General features: G+C 71.6%; 4 protein-coding genes and 1 pseudogene. All 5 read left to right on the top strand.

The features are described from left to right. Positions 1-618 (top strand): ABC transporter ATP-binding protein (locus NOD94_RS40640; RefSeq protein ID WP_281211271.1); only part of this gene is annotated, 618 nt, incomplete at its 5' end. Between the two features lie 429 nt (positions 619-1,047). Next, positions 1,048-1,242, top strand: a complete 195-nt coding sequence (locus NOD94_RS40645; RefSeq protein WP_030226073.1) for a hypothetical protein — start codon at positions 1,048-1,050, stop codon at positions 1,240-1,242. Positions 1,243-1,264: 22 nt separating this feature from the next. Further along, on the top strand, positions 1,265-2,167 hold the full coding sequence (gene mshB, locus NOD94_RS40650) for an N-acetyl-1-D-myo-inositol-2-amino-2-deoxy-alpha-D-glucopyranoside deacetylase (RefSeq protein ID WP_281211272.1): 903 nt from the start codon (positions 1,265-1,267) through the stop codon (positions 2,165-2,167). Continuing rightward, positions 2,164-2,547, top strand: a complete 384-nt coding sequence (locus tag NOD94_RS40655; RefSeq protein ID WP_281211273.1) for a DUF6113 family protein — start codon at positions 2,164-2,166, stop codon at positions 2,545-2,547. The genes mshB and NOD94_RS40655 overlap by 4 nt, the downstream gene beginning before the upstream one ends. A 205-nt stretch (positions 2,548-2,752) precedes the next feature. Further along, positions 2,753-3,099 (top strand): annotated as a pseudogene (locus NOD94_RS40660) (hypothetical protein); the annotation flags it as partial.

Consider the following 3,099-nt stretch of genomic DNA (forward strand, 5'->3'; position numbering starts at 1 on the left):
CCGGAGTACATCAACCGCTACCCGCACCAGTTCTCCGGCGGCCAGCGCCAGCGCATCGGCATCGCCCGCGGCCTCGCCCTCCGGCCGGAGGTCATCGTCGCCGACGAGCCCGTCTCCGCCCTGGACGTCTCCGTCCAGGCCCAGGTGGTCAACCTGCTGGAACGGCTCCAGAACGAGTTCGACCTGTCGTACGTGTTCATCGCGCACGACCTCTCGATCGTCCGCCACATCTCCGACCGGGTCGGCGTCATGTACCTGGGCCGCATCGTGGAGATCGGCTCCGACACCCAGATCTACGAGCACCCCACCCACCCGTACACCCAGGCGCTGCTCTCCGCCGTGCCCGTGCCGGACCCGCGGGCCCGCGCCCACCGGGACCGCATCATCCTCTCCGGCGACGTTCCCTCGCCGGCCAACCCGCCGTCGGGCTGCCGCTTCCGCACCCGCTGCTGGAAGGCCGAGGCGCGCTGCGCCGAGGAGGAGCCGCTGCTGGCGATCCCGACGGTCTTCCCCTCGGGTCCGGCCGCCCACCCGTCGGCCTGTCACTTCGCGGCCGAGAAGCAGGTGGTCCCGCCGTCCCCGGAACCGCCCGCGCCGCCGCCCCAGGCTCAGGTTTAGCCCGGCCTGTCCCGGGAAGCCCGCTCCGGACACCCCCGCGGACCCCTGCGGACCGCCCGGAGCGACCCCTTCCGCCGATCATTTTTGGCCACCCGTCAGCCTCGGCCGCAGATCGCGCTCCCGTGACTGCCGTAACGGCAACACGCTTTACACGGGGGCAACTTGACCGTTTCTGACCCGAGATCTGGGCCGGGCACCCTGGGTGGGTGCGGCCGTGCGGGTGCCGACAGCCGGCCGGGGAGGCGCGCAGCCTCCCCGGCCGGCGTTTTCGTGCCCCCGTCCGTGTCCGCCGTACGCCCCTCGTGCTGCCGGAATTCGATCGATACGCTGGTACGGATAGTTATGATCCGTAGCGCACGGTGGGTATGACCTCGCCGCGCGCGCAGGGAAACGCGTACCGATGTCCGCTCGACGTGGAGGTGAACCGCCGTGGCACTCTCGATCTCGGCCGTGGTGCTGCTGGCGATCGTCGTCTTCCTTCTGGTCCGGAGGTCGGGACTGAAGGCGGGGCACGCGTTCGTCTGCGTACTGCTCGGGTTCTACCTGGCGAGCTCGACGATCGCTCCGACGCTCAGCCAGCTCACGTCCAACGTGGCGAGCATGATCAGTGGCCTCAAGTTGTAGGTCCGGCTCGTAGGCTGAACCCATGAACGGTCTTCCCGCCCGCCGGCTGCTCCTCGTGCACGCGCACCCGGACGACGAGTCCATCAACAACGGCGTCACCATGGCCAAGTACGCGGCCGAGGGCGCTCACGTCGCGTTGGTGACCTGCACCCTCGGCGAGGAGGGCGAGGTCATCCCGCCGGGCCTGGCCCACCTGACGGCCGACCGCGAGGACGCGCTGGGCCCCTACCGGGTCGGCGAACTCGCCGCGGCCATGAAGGAACTCGGGGTCGCCGACCACCGCTTCCTCGGCGGCCCGGGCCGCTTCCGGGACTCCGGGATGATGGGCGCCCCCCAGAACGTCCGCCCGGGTGCCTTCTGGTCCGCCGACCTGGACGAGGCCGCCGGGTACCTCGTGGAGGTGATCCGCGAGCTGCGCCCCCAGGTCCTCGTCACCTACGACCCGGACGGCGGGTACGGCCACCCCGACCACATCCAGGCCCACCGCGTCGCGACGCGCGCGGCGGAGCTCGCCGCCGGGGCCGGGTACCGGCCGGAGCTCGGCGCCCCGCACGCCATCGACAAGATCTACTGGAACCGCGTCCCGCGCTCGGTCGTCGACGAGGGCTTCGCCCGGCTCGCCGGCGCCCGGGACACGACGCCCTTCCCCGGCCTCGCGACCCCGCAGGACGTCCCGGGAGTGGTGGCCGACGAACGGATCACCGCCGAGATCGGCGACGACGACGGACAGGACTTCGCGGCGGCCAAGGCGGCAGCCATGCGCGCCCACGTCACCCAGGTCGCCGTCGACGGCTCCTTCTTCGCCCTCTCCAACGATCTGGCCCAGCCGCTGTTCACCCGCGAGTACTACGAACTGGCCACCGGCGAGCCGGGCTCCCCGGCGGGCGTCCGCGAGCGCGACCTCTTCGCGGGGGTGGACGCGTGACCGCCGCGTGGACGCCCGGACGCGTCGCCGTCCTGCTCGGCCTGCTGGTCCTCGGAGCGATCACCGGCGCGGCCGGCTGGCTCGTGGTGGACCTGTGGTTCCCCGGCGGGCTGCTGCTCGCGTTGCTGGCCCTCTTCGGGCTCTTCCTCGCCGGCCGGATCTCGACCGGCACGGGAATCGGCGTGGGTGCGGCGGCGATCGGCTGGTTCATCTCGTACGTGGTGCTCAGTCTTCCGCGCCCGGAGGGCGATTTCCTGCTCGGTTCATCCGGAATCGGTATGTACGCATACCTTTTGGGTGGTAGTGCGATCGCTGTGATCTGCGCCACGATGAGGCTGTCCCCGGACCGTCCCGTTTCGGCCGCGCGACCGCGCGGTTGACGGTCCGTCCCACTCCTCGGGACCCCGATCGGGGACGGCTTGAGGGGGTTTGACGGACCCTCGGGCCGGGTCGCGCGGACGGTCAAGAGGAACCCTGGATTCCTGGGGGACAGTTGTGCGCGGGCGACGGCCAGTATGGTGGACGGGCCGCCGAGCTGCCCGCGCACGGTATGACGGGCGGCGGAGCCAACCGGGAGAACCTGCCTTGAGTCGTGAAACCGACAGTTCGCCCCCCGGGCCCACAGGGCACGGTGGAGCCGTCTACCCCTCGGGTACACCGCCGTACGGAACCGGCCACTACCCGTCCACGGACGCCGCGGCGACCGCCCCGGAGGAGAACCCTGTGACGTCGAACCCGTCCACGCCCGACAATGACGGGCCGAAGACCGAGACCACCCTGACGACCCGTATCCGGATCAACATTCCGGGTTCGCGGCCGATCCCGCCCGTGGTCGTGCGCAAGCCCGTGAGGGACACCGAACAGCCCGCCGGGCCCGAGCCGATCCAGGCCGCGCCCGCACCGGCTCCGGTGCGGTCCGCGCCGCCCGTGCG

The organism is Streptomyces sp. Isolate_45, assembly GCF_024721315.2.
Lineage (GTDB): Bacteria > Actinomycetota > Actinomycetes > Streptomycetales > Streptomycetaceae > Streptomyces.

What these genes read in the sequence shown, in the direction of transcription:
- mshB (WP_281211272.1), top strand. Translation starts at nt 1,265, where the DNA reads ATGAACGGTCTTCCCGCCCGCCGGCTGCTCCTCGTGCACGCGCACCCG.